At 63.8% G+C, this 14400-nt stretch carries 14 protein-coding genes; 7 read left to right on the top strand and 7 right to left on the bottom strand.

From position 1 onward, the window contains the following. Nucleotides 1-19: 19 nt before the first annotated feature. Genes ACMZ6R_RS05175 through ACMZ6R_RS05165 form a run of 3 tightly spaced genes read right to left on the bottom strand, consistent with a single transcriptional unit; the run spans nt 20 to nt 3921 of the window. Complete coding sequence (locus tag ACMZ6R_RS05175) at nt 20-1285, bottom strand: phenylacetate--CoA ligase family protein (RefSeq protein ID WP_416109820.1); 1266 nt, start codon at nt 1283-1285, stop codon at nt 20-22. A gap of 57 nt (nt 1286-1342) precedes the next feature. Further along, a complete protein-coding gene (locus tag ACMZ6R_RS05170) occupies nt 1343-2995 on the bottom strand; it encodes an ATP-binding protein (protein WP_416109819.1) in 1653 nt (550 codons plus the stop codon). Nucleotides 2996-3027: 32 nt separating this feature from the next. Then, nucleotides 3028-3921 (bottom strand): tRNA (adenine-N1)-methyltransferase, encoded by an 894-nt coding sequence (locus ACMZ6R_RS05165; protein WP_416109818.1) that lies wholly within the window; start codon nt 3919-3921, stop codon nt 3028-3030. A 12-nt stretch (nt 3922-3933) separates the two neighbouring features. On the opposite strand from ACMZ6R_RS05165, the gene ACMZ6R_RS05160 reads away from it, so the two are divergent. The 5 genes from ACMZ6R_RS05160 to ACMZ6R_RS05140 all read left to right on the top strand — a co-directional run bounded on the left by ACMZ6R_RS05160 (nt 3934) and on the right by ACMZ6R_RS05140 (nt 8749). Beyond that, nucleotides 3934-4980, top strand: a complete 1047-nt coding sequence (locus tag ACMZ6R_RS05160; protein ID WP_416109817.1) for a radical SAM protein — start codon at nt 3934-3936, stop codon at nt 4978-4980. A 61-nt stretch (nt 4981-5041) separates the two neighbouring features. Beyond that, nucleotides 5042-6502: an Rne/Rng family ribonuclease gene (locus tag ACMZ6R_RS05155; RefSeq protein ID WP_416109816.1), complete on the top strand. Its 1461-nt coding sequence runs from the start codon at nt 5042-5044 to the stop codon at nt 6500-6502. A 4-nt stretch (nt 6503-6506) separates the two neighbouring features. Then, nucleotides 6507-7067, top strand: coding sequence for an epoxyqueuosine reductase QueH (locus ACMZ6R_RS05150; protein ID WP_416109815.1), 561 nt, complete (start codon nt 6507-6509; stop codon nt 7065-7067). Nucleotides 7068-7456: 389 nt separating this feature from the next. Continuing rightward, nucleotides 7457-8374 (top strand): CobD/CbiB family cobalamin biosynthesis protein, encoded by a 918-nt coding sequence (locus tag ACMZ6R_RS05145; protein WP_416109814.1) that lies wholly within the window; start codon nt 7457-7459, stop codon nt 8372-8374. Nucleotides 8375-8542: 168 nt separating this feature from the next. Beyond that, complete coding sequence (locus ACMZ6R_RS05140) at nt 8543-8749, top strand: cold shock domain-containing protein (RefSeq protein WP_416109813.1); 207 nt, start codon at nt 8543-8545, stop codon at nt 8747-8749. 77 nt (nt 8750-8826) lie between these two features. Here ACMZ6R_RS05140 and proC read toward each other — a convergent pair whose 3' ends face one another. The 4 genes from proC to ACMZ6R_RS05120 all read right to left on the bottom strand — a co-directional run bounded on the left by proC (nt 8827) and on the right by ACMZ6R_RS05120 (nt 11987). Further along, nucleotides 8827-9627 carry a pyrroline-5-carboxylate reductase gene (gene proC / locus ACMZ6R_RS05135; protein WP_416109812.1) on the bottom strand — a complete coding sequence of 267 codons (801 nt, stop codon included), beginning with the start codon at nt 9625-9627 and terminating at the stop codon, nt 8827-8829. Between the two features lie 4 nt (nt 9628-9631). Beyond that, nucleotides 9632-10048: a nucleoside-diphosphate kinase gene (gene ndk / locus ACMZ6R_RS05130; RefSeq protein WP_416109811.1), complete on the bottom strand. Its 417-nt coding sequence runs from the start codon at nt 10046-10048 to the stop codon at nt 9632-9634. Between the two features lie 261 nt (nt 10049-10309). Then, nucleotides 10310-11548 (bottom strand): DUF190 domain-containing protein, encoded by a 1239-nt coding sequence (locus tag ACMZ6R_RS05125; protein WP_416109810.1) that lies wholly within the window; start codon nt 11546-11548, stop codon nt 10310-10312. A gap of 61 nt (nt 11549-11609) precedes the next feature. Then, the gene (locus ACMZ6R_RS05120) at nt 11610-11987 is read right to left on the bottom strand and encodes a fluoride efflux transporter FluC (RefSeq protein WP_416109809.1); all 378 of its coding nucleotides are present in this window, start codon (nt 11985-11987) and stop codon (nt 11610-11612) included. A 274-nt stretch (nt 11988-12261) separates the two neighbouring features. Between ACMZ6R_RS05120 and nifU the strand changes: the two genes are divergently transcribed. After that, nucleotides 12262-13113 carry a Fe-S cluster assembly protein NifU gene (gene nifU / locus ACMZ6R_RS05115; protein ID WP_416109808.1) on the top strand — a complete coding sequence of 284 codons (852 nt, stop codon included), beginning with the start codon at nt 12262-12264 and terminating at the stop codon, nt 13111-13113. Next, a complete protein-coding gene (gene nifS / locus ACMZ6R_RS05110) occupies nt 13110-14294 on the top strand; it encodes a cysteine desulfurase NifS (RefSeq protein WP_416109807.1) in 1185 nt (394 codons plus the stop codon). The genes nifU and nifS overlap by 4 nt, the downstream gene beginning before the upstream one ends. Nucleotides 14295-14400 lie beyond the last annotated feature (106 nt).

The following is a 14400-nucleotide window of genomic DNA, read 5'->3' as shown; positions in this document are numbered from 1 at the left end:
TTCCCCCGGTTCTTCTTCCCTAATCCCACTTGCGCTTGTCCTCGATGGGACGGATCTGCGGCGGCAGGGTGCCGGGCGCGACCACGGTGAGCCCGGGGCGCAGTTTGATCTTCTCCCGGAACTTGTGGAGCAGGTCTTCCTCGCGCTTGAAGTTGGAGGCTTCGACGATGAGGTTCATCTCGTCGATGCCGCCGGGGTTGGTGACCTCGATCTGCCAGCGCTTGATTTCCTCGAACCGGGTGATGACCTGTTCGACCTGGTGCGGGTAGACGAACATGCCCTTGATGCGGGCAGTGGTGTCCACACGGCCGACGATGGAGCCCAGGCGCGGCGAGGTGCGGCCGCAGGGACAGGGGGCGCGCTCGATGTAGGACAGGTCGCCGGTGGCGAGCCGGATCAGCGGGTAGGTCTTGTTGAAGGCCGTGACCACGATTTCGCCCACTTCGCCGTCCTTGAGCGGAATGCCGGTGTCGGGGTGGCAGATCTCGACAAAGGCCCGGTTGGCGATGTGCAGGCCCGTTTTGTGGAAGCATTCGTAGCCCACGCAGCCGACGTCGGCCGTGCCGTAGCCCTGGCGCATGATGATGTCGAACTTCTTTTCCAGGTTGGAGCGCAGCTTCTCGGAGAATTTTTCGCCCGTGACGAAGGCCACTTCCAGGTAGAGGTCCTTGCGCAGATTAAGCCCCATTTCCTCGCCCTTCTGGGCCAGGTGCATGAGGTAGCTCGGCGTGCCCACGTAGCCTGTGGCACGCAGCTTCTGCATGATCTCGAGCTGGGTGGTGGAGTTGCCCGGACCGGCCGGCACCACGGCGCAACCGAGGTTTTTAAGCGGCTCTTCGAACATGAGCCCGGCCGGGGTGAGGTGGTAGTTGAAGGTGACCTGGACCAGATCCCCGGAACGGAAGCCGCTGGCGTAAAAGCCCTCAGTCCAGCCCCAGTAGTCGTCCTCGCGGTCCTCGGGGTCGAAGATGGGGCCCGGGGACAGGAAGATGCGGCGCAGCTCGCCCATGTCCTTGGTTAAAAGTCCGCCCAGGCGGGGGCCCATGGACTGGAGGAAGATGAGCTCTTTTTTCTTGAGAATGGGGATGTGCTTGAGGTCCGAGAGCGTCTTGAACTTGGATGCCTGGAACTGGGCGCGGTCAAAACGTTTCTTGACGTCCTCGGAATAACGATAGGCGTACGAAAGCAGGTCCTTGATCTGGATCTGGTAGTATTGCCGGCGTTCGGATTCGTCGAGCACTTCCCGGCGGGAATAGATGCCCTCGGTACGGTCCTTTCGGGTCATGACTGATCTCCTTATGAAGGCGAAATCCCGAGGCGGGAAAAAGGAAGGCTTTATAACCTAGGCGGCTGGAAAGTTCAAGCAGTCCGTTCCCCGGGGACCCGGCATGGCGCGTTCCACGGCGGCAAGCAGGCTTTGGCGGGTGACGGGCTTGGTTATGGCGTTGGTCAGGCCGGCGGAAAGGACGCGTGGTGGATGTTCCTCGACGGCGGCCTGGGCGTACAGGCCGATGATGGGGATGTCGTCCGGCACGCCCTCGATTCTCCCGGAACGGATGCGCGCGATGCACTCCAGGCCCTCCGCGCCGGTCATCTGGATATCCAGGAGGATCATGTCCACCGGGCGACAGGGCAGAATATCCCGCAGCTTGTCGATGGTGTCGGCCAAAAGGACGCTATAGCCGCGGTCTTCCAGGATGCGGCGTACGAGCAATTGACTGACGGGCTCGCTTTCGACAAAGGCGATGGCCGCGCCCTGGCAGCGCAGGGGGGATTGGCGGGAGCGCCCGGCATCGTGCGCGTTTTGGCGCGGCTCGGGGTGGCGAAAAACAGTCGTGAAGGAAAAGGCGCTTCCCTGGCCGGGCACGCTGCGCAGCCGCATGCCCCCGCCCATTTTTTCCACGATCTCCTTGGAGATGGACAGGCCAAGCCCGGTGGCGCCGTAGCGTTTGCTCAGAAAATTTTCCGCAATGGCGAAGCGTTCGAAGATTACGTGCTGTTTATCCTGGGGAATGCCGATGCCGGTGTCGACCACGGTGAACTGCAGGGTGGAGCTTTCCCCGTCGTTCGTCGTGGACAGTCGGGAAACATGCACCGCCACCGAGCCCTCATCCGTGAACTTTACGGCGTTGCCGATGATGTTGAGCAGCACCTGGCGCAGCCGGGCCACATCGCCGACCAGGACTTCCGGGACGTCCGCGTCCACCACGACCGAGAAGGCCAGCCCGCGCCTCGCCGCATCCTCGTCGCAGGCCTCGAAAAGGTCGGCCAGCCCCAGGCGCAGTTCGAAGGCTTCCTCGGCCAACTCCAGGCGGCCCATGGAGATGTTGGTCATTTCCAGCAGATCGTTGACCACGCCGAGCAACTGGTTGGAGGCGTCCATGGCCAGTTCCAGGAACTGGCGCTGCCGTGGCCCCATTTCGCCCTGGAGCAGCAGGCTTAACATTCCCATGATGCCGTTTAGGGGGGTGCGCAGTTCGTGGCTCATGTTGGCCAAAAACGTTTGCTTGGCCGCGCCGGCCTTGGCGGCCGAACCGATAAAGGCGGTGAATTCCCTGTAAAAGGCCTTGAGCGTGGCATGACGGTCGGCCGGTACGCAGGGAATCTGAGCCAGGGCGGCGTCGGCGGCGGTGGAGCGCCCGCGCAGGCGTTCCCGGTCTCCGGCATGGAGGAAATACGGCCCGAGGGTGAGTACGCCCGTGTGCTCGTCGTCAAAGGGCACGGCGAACCGCCGCACGGTCATCCCGAGTGGGCAGGCCGCGGTGGGCTGGCCCCCGTCCAGGGGAATCCGCTCCGGAAAAGTCAGCAAGGGGCAGACCCCGCGCTCGGCGAATTCCCGGTGCAAAATGACATGGGCCTCCTGCCCGGGGTCGGGCCAGACGGGAATATCGGCCGCCGATTGGACGGCCACGGGGATGCCAAGCAACGATGACAGGGGATCGAGCAGGCGTTTTATGGACTGGGGCGGCTCGGCGCAGAGCACAATATGGGGCATGGTATGAGCCTTAGCTGTTGACACTGCCGAGGTCAATCGCCTTCGGCACTTTCCTGCGTTGTTCCGTTTTCCGGGGCAGGGTCCCAGCCTTCGGGCACGGCAGGCAGCGGCTGCGGGCGTTTGTAGGCCTCGCGACCGCCATGACGGGCGAAAACCAGAAAGCCCGTGTGGGCCACCATGCGGTCCTCCGGCCGCAGCCGATCGGCTACGGGCTTGTAATGGCGCACAAGGATTTCAAGCACCTCGACGTCATCGAAGGGGGACGTTTCCAAGGCGCGCAAAAGATCGCTGATCTGATTGACCGTGGGCAGCAAAAAGCCCACCGGCGCGCCAGGGCGCACCACCTCGGCGGCGGCGTCAAGATGGTCCCAGGGCGTGCGCACGTCGAGAAAAAGCGCGTCCGCGCCCGACGGATCGGTCAGCGGATTGCCGGGAATGTGCGTTTCCGGATAGAATCCGGTGGTGATGTCGTGGTGAAACCGGCTGACCCGGTCGGCAAGTCCCACGGCCTCGAGGTTATCGCCGGAGAGTTCGTAAAATTCCGGACGCCGTTCGAACGTGTAGACCCGGCCCGTCTCGCCCACGTGCCAGGCCAGGGCCAGGGTCAGGCCGCCGGAGCCACTGCCGGCCTCGATGACGCGTATCCCCGGCCCGATGCCCAATTTGAGCAGGACATAGCCGATCTCCTTGGGGTACATGATCTGGGTGGAGCGCTTGACGCCTTTGACCAGATCGTATGTCGACGGGCGCAGGATGCGAAACGTGTGGCCGAGGTGGGTCGTGACCGCGCCGCCGCAGCCCGCGGCGTCCACGTCCGTAAACCGGATCATGCCTTCCTGGGTGTGCAGGACCATATCCGGCGTAAACCGCTTCAGATATCGCTTGCCCTTGGGAGAGACCAGAAGTATCAAATCGCCTTGTTTCACGGTATGCTCCGTATGCCGTATGATCGATGGCCCTTGTCCACGCCCGGGGCTGCCCTGTCAAGCTGTCTGCGACGCGACAAGGAGGATCGCGCCACGAACGCACATAAATTCATTTTTGGCCCGGTTCGCTCGGGCCGCCTCGGGTTGTCGCTGGGGTTGGATCTGCTTGGCGCAAGAATTTGCACCTTCGACTGCCTCTATTGCGAGGTGGGTCCGACCGACACGTTGACCGTTTCCCGCAAGCCCTATATCCCGGCCGCGCGTCTCCTTGAGGAACTGGCGGCCGTGAAGGCGGCGGGATGTGGCCCAATCGACGCAATTACCCTTGGCGGGCTCGGCGAACCGACGCTCAATACCGATTGTGGCGCGATTATCGCCGGAGCCAAGGAACTTTTCCCGGACGTCCCTGTGGCCGTGCTCACCAATTCGAGCCTGCTGTCCGATCCGCAGGTGCGCCGCGACATCGCCGGGGCCGATATTGTGCTGCCCTCCATGGATACGCTTGTCGCGACCGAGTACCGCCGCGTCAACCGTCCCCATCCGTCCATGGATCTGGCCGCCATTCGCCGGGGGCTGCTCGAGTTCCGGTCCGGGTACGCCGGCCGGCTGTTCCTGGAAGTCCTGCTTTTGGCCGGCGGGAACGATACGGAAGAAAACTTGGAATTGTTGCGGGAATTTTGCCGGGAACTGGCCCCGGACCGGGTGGATGTGGTCACCATGTCCCGCCCGGGGGCGCATCCCGGAGCCGCCGCCGCCGCGTCCGAGGTCCTGGTCCGTTTCCGGCAGGCGCTTGGCGTTACGGCGCCTTCGCCCGCCGGAGAGGCTTTCGAAGGCCATGGACCGGCCGCCCTGCGCGCCCGGGTCCCTGCCGCCGGCCAAGCGGACGATCTCGCGGCCCGCATCGCCGCATCCGTCACCCGGCGTCCCCAGACGGCCCAGGGCCTGAGCCTCGCCCTGGGGCAAACGCTTGCCGACGTGCAGGCGGCCCTCGATACCCTGGAGCGGGACGGCGCGGTGCGCCGTGAGCGCGCGGGCGAGGAAATCTTTTACTCCGGTTAAACCGGATAATAGCAAATTTCGCCCCGGCGGACCTCCGCCGGCGGCAAGGAGTTTTTGTGTGATGAGCAGAGGAAAGAAACGCAAACAGAAGATGTTTATCAGCGTGCTGCCCGGTGAACAGGTCGAGGTGGCCGTGTCCGAGGATGGCCTGCTGTTGGAATATTACGTGGAGATGGTGCACCAGGCCAAGACGCGGGGGCACATTTACAAGGGCCGCATTCACAACATCGATCCGGCCTTGCAGGCGGCGTTCATCAATTACGGCGCCGAGCGCAACGGTTTTTTGCAGATCGACGAGGTGCACCCCGAATATTACCAGATCGTCCACACCGGGGAGCGCCGCCCCAAATATCCGCCCATCCAAAAGGCGCTCAAAAAGAACCAGGAACTGCTCGTCCAGGTGGTCAAGGAACCGACCGGCCACAAGGGCGCGTTTCTCACCACCTACCTGTCGCTGCCGGGCCGCTATTTCGTGCTGACGCCCGGGCGCGAGCAGCGCGGCGTTTCGCGCAAGATCGAGGACGAAGCCGAACGCAAGCGGCTCAAGGAAGCCATCTCCGGGCTCAAGCTGGAAGAGGGGCTCGGCATCATCGTGCGCACCGCCGCCCTGTCCCAGTCCAAGACCGCCCTGGAGCGCGACCTGTCCTATCTGAAGCGCCTGTGGAAGGACGTGCGCCAGCGCGGCACCACGGCCGAGACGCCAAGCCTCATTTACCAGGAGCTGGACCTGGCCTCCCGGGCCGTACGGGACTATCTGACCGACGAGGTGGGCGAGATCTGGGTGGACGAGCCGGAAACCGCCGACCGGGTGGCGGAGATGGCGTCCCTGATCTACCCGCGCCGTCCGAGCATCGTCAAACAGCACACCGACATGGACGTGCCGCTTTGGGACCGCTTCAACCTGCGCAAGCAGATCGAACAGCTCTACGGCCGCGAGGTGACGTTGCCGAGCGGCGGCGTGCTGGCCTTCGACCATGCCGAGGCGCTGACCGCCGTGGACATCAACTCCGGCAAGATCGGCGGCGAATCGAATTTCCGCGAAATGGCGCTCAAGACCAATGCCGAGGCGGCCGAGGAAGTGGCCCGCCAGCTGCGCCTGCGCGACATCGGCGGTCAGGTGGTCATCGACTTCATCGAGATGAAGGACCGCAAGCACGTGGCCGAGGTGGAAAAGACCCTGCGCGCGGCGTTTAAAAGCGACCGGGCCCGCACCGACGTCGGCCGCATCTCGCGTTTCGGGCTCCTCGAGATCGTGCGCCAGCGCCTGGGCTCCTCGGCCCTATCCATCACCTCCGAGACCTGCCCGCACTGCAAGGGTTCGGGCCAGCGGCGCAACCACGAATGGCAGGCGCTGACCGTGCTCAAGGATATCTACCGCCAGATGCGCAAGGATTCCGGCCAGGAGTGTGTCACGGCCAAGGTGTCCGAGGAACTGGCCCTGTACCTGCTCAATTACAAGCGGGCCCGGCTCTCGGCCATGGAAGAGGAATTCAAGAAAAAGATCATCATCGCCGCCTTGTAAGACTATGCCCGAACGCCTGTTGCTGCATATCTGCTGCGGGCCTTGCGCCATCGCGCCCTTATTGCGCCTCCACGAGGCCGGACTGCATGTGGTGGGACTTTTTTACAACCCCAACATCCAGCCGGTGATGGAATATCTGCGCCGCCGCGATGCCCTGGCCGAGGTGGCGGCGCGGCTCGACGTGGACGTGCTCTACGACGATTACGACCCGCTGCCGCATCTGCGCCGGTCGGTCGCCGACCCGGACGCGCGCTGCCGGCCCTGCTGGGACGAGCGGCTGGCCCGCACGGCCGAAACCGCCCGACGCATGGGCTGCGACGCCTACTCCTCCTCGCTGCTTTACAGCAAATACCAGGACCACGGCGTGCTCAAGTCCCTGGGCGAGAAGCAGGCCGCGGCCCATGGCGTCCCGTTTTACTACCGTGATTTTCGCGTCGACTGGGACGAGGGGGTGGCCCTTTCCAAGGAATGGGGCATCTACCGGCAGCCGTACTGCGGCTGCGTCCTGAGCGAATTCGACCGCTTCTCCAAAAAACTGCGCCGCCCGCCTGTGGTGGCGCGGTAGTTTTTTTGCCTCCGGCGGCCAGGGGGAAACTTTTTGGGAAAAGTTTCCCCCTGGACCCTCTTCAAAAACGTTCAATAGGGAATCTGGATAATCGCCGGATACGTCGTGAGATGCTCTTTCATTGCGGGAGGGCATGGCGTCGTTGTTTGTTGCAGGGGCGCGGCTTCGTACTGACGGGGTGGGATTGCTGTTGGGTATTGGGTATGGGGCGTGTGTCCAGGGCCGGCGGGGGGAGGACGGACGCGAAGGCGTATTCTTCGAATATGCGCCGCACGCGGTGGTCCTGCCCCCGCCGGCCTGCCATCAGAATAATCACATAACTGCACAAGTGGTTGTCCCCCCCCTCCGCCGGCCGGTCGGTCGCATAACCACTCTTACGGGAATATGGCATGCATGAAGCAACATGGATGATCGTCCTGGCCGTCGGGCTCGATCTGGCCCTGGCCGATCCGCTCTGGCTGCCGCATCCGGTGCGGGCCATTGGCGCGGGCTATGCGGCCCTGGACGCGCTGGCCGACCGGTTGGGCCTGCGCACGCGCCTTTTTGGGGTCTGCTGCGTGGCGCTGGTTGCGGCGGCGAGCGGCGGCGTCGTCTGGCTGGCCGGCCGGATACCGGGCATCGATTTTTTGTGCGCGATCTATTTCGCCTATGCCGGCCTGGCCTTGGGCGGGCTTTGGCGCGAAGGCCGCAAGGCAGCGGCGCTGCTTACAAAAAATCAGGTGGAAGCGGCCCGGACGGTCGTTGCCGGGCTGGTCAGCCGGGACGTGACCGGCCTCGATGCGGCCGGGCTGTGGCGGGCCCTGGCCGAAACCGTGGCTGAAAATGCCAACGATGCCTTCGTGGCGCCGTTTTTTTGGCTGGCCGTGGCCGGACTGCCCGGACTTTGGGCATACAAGGCCATAAGCACCGCCGACTCCATGTGGGGCTACCGCACGCCGCGCTACCGCGACCTGGGCTGGTTCGGGGCCAGGGCCGACGATGTCCTGGCCTGGCTGCCGGCGAGGATAACCACCCTTGGCATGTGGATTGCTTCCAGGATCATGGGGCTGGGCAGGGGCGTGCGCTTCGACGATGTCGCCGCCGACGCGAAAAAAAGCGCCAGTCCAAACGCCGGCTGGCCCATGGCTGCCGCGGCCTGGCTCTGTGGCGCGTCCATGGGAGGACCGTCCGTGTATTTTGGCCAACTGGTGCGCAAGCCGGCCTTGGGGCCTGTCGGCAGACCCTGGGATGCAAAACGGTTTGCAATGCTGCTGCGACTGGTATTGTTTGCAAGCGGAATTGTTGTCGTAGTAACTGTTTTATTGTAACAGCAATAGCATGTGGACAATTCCGAATTATTCCCCCTGTGCGTATTTCGAGCCCTGCCGGGTGATGGTGTGTTTCGGATTTTTATCGGACGAGATGGGTTTTTTGTTGACGCAAACAAAACTCCGGTGCTAGACAGTAAGGTACGATTTTTTCAGGAGGGCAGACGTATGGGATTTGAAGGCACCGTCAAGTGGTTCAGTGACAAGAAGGGCTATGGTTTCATCATGCGCGAAGGTGAGGACGACGTGTTTGTTCATTACTCGTCCATTGAGGGAGACGGGTTTCGTACCTTGCGCGAAGGCGAACTTGTGCAATTCGAAATCATCCAGGGTGAGCGGGGGCCCAAAGCCACCAATGTGGTGAAAAACGCCTGACCGCCGCTCTATAATCCCACGAAAAAAGCCCCCGGCGCCGCATGGCGCCGGGGGCTTTTGATTTGGAGAAGGGCCGGTCAGGCGCCGAGGGCCTTGGAGCGGTCACGCGAGGCGGCTACGGCGTCGATGACTGCCGCACGCACGGCCTTGCGGTCGAGGTGCATGAGCGCCTCGATGGTGGTGCCGGCCGGCGAGGTGACCATCTCGCGCAGTACGCTCGGATGATGCCCGGACTCGGCGACCAGCTTGGCCGTGCCCTCGATAAGGCCGGAAACGATATCCGTGGCCTTGTCCCGGGGAAAGCCCACGAGCACCCCGGATTCGATGAGCGCCTCCATGAAATAGAGGACGTAGGCCGGGCCGGAGCCGGCAAGGCCGGTGAAGGCGTCGAAGAGCTTTTCCTCGAGCACGTAGGTGCGGCCAAGCTTGTTAAAAAGCCCGTGGACGAAGGCCCGGTGCGCCTCGCCCAGCTTCGGGTCCTCCAGGCACAGGGCGAACTGGCCCGCGCCGACCAGGGCCGGGGTGTTGGGCATGATGCGCACCACCGGGCATTTGCCGGAGGTCAGCTCCCGCAGCCGGGTCATGGTCACGCCGGCGACGATGGAGCAGACCACCGCCTCGGGCCGCAGATGCGGCGCCAGGGCCTTCATGGCCGAGGCGAGGTACTGGGGCTTGACGCACAGGATCAGGTAATCGGCCCCCGCCGCCAGCGCCTCGGGGGTCGCGGCCGGCGCGGCCAGATTCTTGTCGGCCAGGGCCTTCACCTTGGCCGGGTCCACGTCGTAGGCCAGGGCCGAGACGTCGGGAACGGCGGCAAGGCCCTTGATGATGGCCCCGCCCATGTTCCCCGCGCCGAGAAAACCGATGACGGCGGCCATGGCCCTAACCCACCATTTCCAGGGCGCTGAAGAAGTAGGACGTCTCGAAAGCGGCGGTTTCCGGGGCGTCGGAGCCGTGGACGGAGTTTTTCTCGATGTCCAGGGCATAGGTCTTGCGGATGGTGCCTTCCTCGGCGTTGGCCGGGTTGGTGGCGCCCATGAGCTTGCGGTAGCGGGCGATGGCGTCGTCGCCTTCGAGGATGGAGACGACCACCGGGCCGGAGATCATGAAGTCCACCAGGCTGCCGAAGAACGGGCGTTCCTTGTGCACGGCGTAAAAGCCCTCGGCCTCGGCCTTGGACAGCTGGATCATCTTCATGGCCACGACCGTAAGCCCTGTGTCCTGGATCATTTTGAGGATGGCTCCGGCCAGATTGCGGGAGACGGCGTCGGGCTTGATGATGGAAAGGGTACGTTCCATGGGTGTTGCTCCTTGCGTTTTATTGGAATGTCCGGCCTTGGTTGGATGGTGTCATGTCATGACACGGCCGGGCAGGGCGGATTTATCGTGAATCGCGTGCCATGGCAAAGGGTGAATCCAGTCCGCACTCGCCTGCCTGGCCTTGGCCGTATGAGGAGACTTTTTCTCGTGCGGGGATGTTAGCGTTATGAAATTTCGGAAGGGGAGAGCGCGAGAGGAGAGAACCCTTTGTAATGGGCTTCCCCTCTCGCATTTTTTTTCTCAACGCGCGCCGGCGATGACCCGGAGAATCGCTTCGCGGTCGACCATGCCGAGCAGCTTGCCCGCGTCGTCCACGACCACCAGCCGCTTGACCTTGGCCGCGAGCATTTTTTGCAGCACTTCCATCAGGGTCGCGTCCTCGTGGATGGTAAGGACGTTTGGTTCCATGACCTCGGCCGCCGAACCGGTGGGGCAGGCGCCGGCCTCCTCGGGCTTGCCGAAGGAGAAAAGGGCTTCCACCAGGCCGGGTTTCCGGGCCGGACCGCAACGCCGGAGCAGGTCGCTGTCGAGAACGATGCCGCGCACCGTCCCGTCCGCGTCAACGACGACCACGCGCCGAAGCGGCGAGGCGACGATGGCGGCCACCACTTGGTGCAGCGGCGTGTCCGGGGAGGCCGCGGGCACGTCGGTGATCATCACGTCCCGGGCCTGCTGGAAAAGTCCGGCCGTGAAGCGCGGCAAGGCCTGGGCCGAGGGGGCCAGGTCCGAGGCCGCGCGCAGGATGTCCACCCGGCTGACCAGCCCCACGAGCTCGCCCGCGGCGTCCACCACCGGAAGCCGTTTGAGGCCTTTCCCGGTCATGAGCTGGGCCGCGTCGCGAAGGCTCGTCCGGTCATTGATCGTCACAACCGGGCTGGTCATGACCTCGCCGGCGGTGCGTCCCGAAATCTTGTCGCGCTCGTTTTTGCGGATATCCTCGGGCAGGATGTCCTGCAGGGAAAGCCGCGCCGCCATGCCGCCGCGCATGAGGACGTCCCCGCCCGTGACGATGCCGGCCACTGCGCCGTCGGGTTCGATGACCAGCACCGCTTTGTTGTCGTGGGAAACGAGCATGTCCATGACCACCGGCAGCGGCGTGTCCCGACTCGCCGTGGCCACGGTGGTGGCCATGACGTCGCGCACCCGGACCGGGCAATGGAAGCGCGCGGTGATGCCGCTTTGGCGTGTGATGAGCCCGCCCCTGATCACGGCCTCGATGCGGGGCAGCACGGCATCGATGCGCTCGGGGCGGTCGACGATCTCCACCACCATGGGCAGGTCCTCGGACAGGCGCAACAATTTGGCCGTGTGGACGAGGCTTCCGGCTCCGAACCCGAGCACCCCGCGCAGCACGGTGGCTCCGGCCGCGCCGTGCCGGCGGGCTTCCTCCACGATCACCTCATAGACAGGCCGCCCGTCGCTGCGGTCGGATTCGCCGCAATACACGCGCAACACTTCCACCTCGGCGTATTCCGTCATGGCTTTCTCCCAAGGCAGGCGTCAGCATCCCGTCGCGGACGCCGATCCCCCGCATTCTACGCTACAACATCCGGCCAAGCATCAGCCCGCCGAAAAGGGCGGCAAAGCCGAGCACGGTCTGGAAACCGACATTGGCCAGGGCTACCAGGTAGCGGCCTTCCCCGATCAGGCCGCCGCTTTCGAAAATGAAGGTGGAAAAGGTGGTGAACGCGCCCATGAACCCTGTGAGGATGATGGCCCGGGTTTCGGCGCGGATGAGCATCCGGCCTTCGCCGAGCTGCCAGATAAAGCCGAACAGGAAGCAGCCGAGGATGTTGGCGGCCGCCGTGCCCCAGGGGAATTGCCGGCCGGCCAGACCGTACACCAGCCCGGAAATCCAATAACGGGCCAGGGTGCCGGCCGCGCCGGCCAGGGCGATAAGGCCCAGTTTTTCCAGCATCGCGCCTCTCCGGAGGCGACGGTATCGCCGCCATGCTGTGGTTGTCTCGTTCCCGGGCGTCGTCAGCGGCGTCAGGGGGTGATTCGAGGCGATTTTCAGTCGGATTGATAGCGCAGGGGGCAAAAAGGGTAAAGCAGGCGATTGACTTCACTATTCCTATCGTTAGAGTAGGAAATTGTATGGGCGCTCAAAGCGTCAAAACCCCTTTTCGCGGCACGGCAAGCGGCCTATACTGGCGCGTCGCCTGCAACCGCCAGGGCGATCGGAGGAAACTATGTGGGAATATACCGATAAAGTCAGGGATCATTTTCTCAATCCCCGCAACGTGGGCAGCCTCGATGACGCCAACGCCGTGGGCGAGGTGGGATCGCTGGCTTGCGGGGACGCGCTCAAGCTGTATCTGAAGATAAGCGACGCCGGCGTCATCGAGGACGCCCGCTTCCAGACCTTCGGCTGCGCCTCGGCCATCGCCTCCAGTTCGGTCCTGACCGAACTGCTCAAGGGCAAGACCATCGGGGAGGCTAAAAAACTGACCAACAAGGATATTGCCGATTACCTCGGCGGGCTGCCCAAGGAAAAGATGCACTGCTCGGTCATGGGGCAGGAGGCCCTGGAGGCGGCCCTGGCCGGGTATCTGGGCGAAAAGGCTCCGGAGCACGAACCCGAGGGCGAGCTGGTGTGCAAGTGTTTCGGCGTCTACGAAGGCCAGATCCGCCGGGCCATCCGTGAAAACGCCCTGACCAGCGTGGAGGAGATCACCGACTTCACCAAGGCCGGCGGCGGCTGCGGCGACTGCCAGGAACGGCTGCAAGCCATCCTGGACGAGGAGCGCGGTCGGCAGGCCGGCGCCACCGCCGGCGCGGCGAAAACGCCGGCCAGGGGACTTACCAACCTGGAGCGGGTCAAGCGCGTGACCCAGGTCATGGACGAGGAGATCCGCCCCAGCCTCAAAAAGGACGGCGGCGACATCGAACTGGTGGAAATCGAAGGCAAGACGGTGCTGGTGGCCCTTCGCGGGGCCTGCCATGGCTGTCCGGTCAGCAACGTGACGCTGACCGAATTCGTGCAAAAGCGTCTGCGGGAGCTGGTGGAGCCCGACATTACGGTCAAGGAGGCTGGCAAATGAACCCGGTGTATCTCGACAACAACGCCACGACCATGGTCGCGCCGGAAGTGCTTGCGGAAATGCTGCCCTTTTTCGGGGAGCTGTACGGCAACCCTTCGAGCATGCACACTTTCGGCGGCGAAGTGGGGCATCGCCTGAAAAAGGCCCGGGCCGACGTGGCCGAAACGCTCGGCTGCGCGCCCGGGGAGATCATCTTCACCTCCTGCGGCTCGGAATCCGACAATACGGCCATCCGCAGCGCCCTGGCCGCCCAGCCGGACAAACGCCACCTCATCACCACCCGGGTGGAGCATCCGGCCGTGCTGAGTCTGGCCAAGCATCTCGAGGAAAAAGGCTACGAGGTCACCTCTCTGGGCGTGGACGAGAAGGGCCGGCTCGATATGGGTGAACTGTCCCACGCCATCCGCAAGGACACGGCGCTGGTCTCGGTCATGTACGCCAACAATGAAACCGGGACCATTTTTCCCGTTCCGGAGATCGCCGCCCTGTGCAAGGAACGCGGCGTGCTGGTCCATACCGACGCCGTCCAGGCCGTGGGCAAGGTGGATATCGATCTGGCCAAACTCCCCGTGGATATGCTGGCCCTCTCCGGCCACAAGCTCCATGCCCAAAAGGGCGTGGGCCTGCTCTACGTGCGCAAGGGAACGCCCTACCGGCCGTTTCTTATCGGCGGGCACCAGGAGCACGGCCGCCGGGCTGGTACCGAAAATACCGCCGGCATCATCGGCCTGGCCAAGGCCATGCGCCTTGCCCACGACAACATGGCCGAGGAAAATACGCGCGTCAAAGCACTGCGCGACCGGCTGGAGCAGGGCATCCTGTCCAACGTTCCCGACACCATCGTCAACGGCGATCCGGACAACCGGCTGCCCAATACCGCGAGCATCGCTTTCAAATACGTGGAAGGCGAGGCCATCCTGCTCATGCTCGACCAGTACGGCATCTGCGCCAGCTCGGGCTCGGCCTGCACCTCGGGCAGCCTGGAGCCGTCCCACGTGCTGCGGGCCATGGGCGTGCCCTTCACCTTCGCCCACGGCTCCATCCGCTTCAGCCTTTCGCGCTACACCACCGACAGGGACGTGGATCTGGTGCTGGAGGTGATGCCCAAAGTCATCGACACCCTGCGCCGTATGTCGCCCTTCAACGAAAAAACGCCCCCCAAGCAAGCGTGCACTTGTTGAAAGGGGAAAATCTTGAGGGAAAGACAGTGCGAGAGGGGAAACCCTTTGAAAAGGGTTCTCCCCCTCTCGCGCTCTCCCTTTCCTAAAGTTTTTACCTTTACAACGT

It is taken from the genome of Solidesulfovibrio sp. C21 (assembly GCF_047785625.1).
In the GTDB taxonomy this organism is placed as follows: Bacteria; Desulfobacterota; Desulfovibrionia; order Desulfovibrionales; family Desulfovibrionaceae; genus Solidesulfovibrio.
Note: the sequence above shows the minus strand (reverse complement) of the source record. Positions and strands in the feature narration are given on the sequence as shown.

Bases quoted from the DNA above. Each gene is read 5' to 3' on its own strand.
- ACMZ6R_RS05175 (WP_416109820.1), bottom strand. From the start codon at position 1,285: ATGACCCGAAAGGACCGTACCGAGGGCATCTATTCCCGCCGGGAAGTG.
- ACMZ6R_RS05170 (WP_416109819.1), bottom strand. From the start codon at position 2,995: ATGCCCCATATTGTGCTCTGCGCCGAGCCGCCCCAGTCCATAAAACGC.
- ACMZ6R_RS05160 (WP_416109817.1), top strand. From the start codon at position 3,934: ATGCCGTATGATCGATGGCCCTTGTCCACGCCCGGGGCTGCCCTGTCA.
- ACMZ6R_RS05155 (WP_416109816.1), top strand. From the start codon at position 5,042: ATGAGCAGAGGAAAGAAACGCAAACAGAAGATGTTTATCAGCGTGCTG.
- ACMZ6R_RS05150 (WP_416109815.1), top strand. From the start codon at position 6,507: ATGCCCGAACGCCTGTTGCTGCATATCTGCTGCGGGCCTTGCGCCATC.
- ACMZ6R_RS05145 (WP_416109814.1), top strand. From the start codon at position 7,457: ATGCATGAAGCAACATGGATGATCGTCCTGGCCGTCGGGCTCGATCTG.
- ACMZ6R_RS05140 (WP_416109813.1), top strand. From the start codon at position 8,543: ATGGGATTTGAAGGCACCGTCAAGTGGTTCAGTGACAAGAAGGGCTAT.
- proC (WP_416109812.1), bottom strand. From the start codon at position 9,627: ATGGCCGCCGTCATCGGTTTTCTCGGCGCGGGGAACATGGGCGGGGCC.
- ndk (WP_416109811.1), bottom strand. From the start codon at position 10,048: ATGGAACGTACCCTTTCCATCATCAAGCCCGACGCCGTCTCCCGCAAT.
- ACMZ6R_RS05125 (WP_416109810.1), bottom strand. From the start codon at position 11,548: ATGACGGAATACGCCGAGGTGGAAGTGTTGCGCGTGTATTGCGGCGAA.
- ACMZ6R_RS05120 (WP_416109809.1), bottom strand. From the start codon at position 11,987: ATGCTGGAAAAACTGGGCCTTATCGCCCTGGCCGGCGCGGCCGGCACC.
- nifU (WP_416109808.1), top strand. From the start codon at position 12,262: ATGTGGGAATATACCGATAAAGTCAGGGATCATTTTCTCAATCCCCGC.
- nifS (WP_416109807.1), top strand. From the start codon at position 13,110: ATGAACCCGGTGTATCTCGACAACAACGCCACGACCATGGTCGCGCCG.